Origin of the sequence: Oryzibacillus soli, assembly GCF_051594765.1 — a bacterium.
Taxonomy (GTDB): domain Bacteria; phylum Bacillota; class Bacilli; order Paenibacillales; family NBRC-103111; genus Paenibacillus_AR.
On record NZ_JBPPGJ010000168.1, the window covers coordinates 1 to 210 of the forward strand.

The 210-nt window shown below is 55.2% G+C and carries 1 rRNA gene; it reads left to right on the forward strand.

Going from position 1 to position 210, the window contains the following annotated elements:
* Nucleotides 1-4: 4 nt before the first annotated feature.
* Nucleotides 5-210, forward strand: a 16S ribosomal RNA gene (locus tag ACSEXW_RS28640); the annotation flags it as partial.

Consider the following 210-nt stretch of genomic DNA (forward strand, 5'->3'; position numbering starts at 1 on the left):
AACCTTTTTGGAGAGTTTGATCCTGGCTCAGGACGAACGCTGGCGGCGTGCCTAATACATGCAAGTCGAGCGGATCTGTTCCTTCGGGGACAGGTTAGCGGCGGACGGGTGAGTAACACGTAGGCAACCTGCCTGTAAGCCTGGGATAACTTCCGGAAACGGATGCTAATACCGGATACGTTGCGTTCCCGCATGGGGATGCATGGAAAG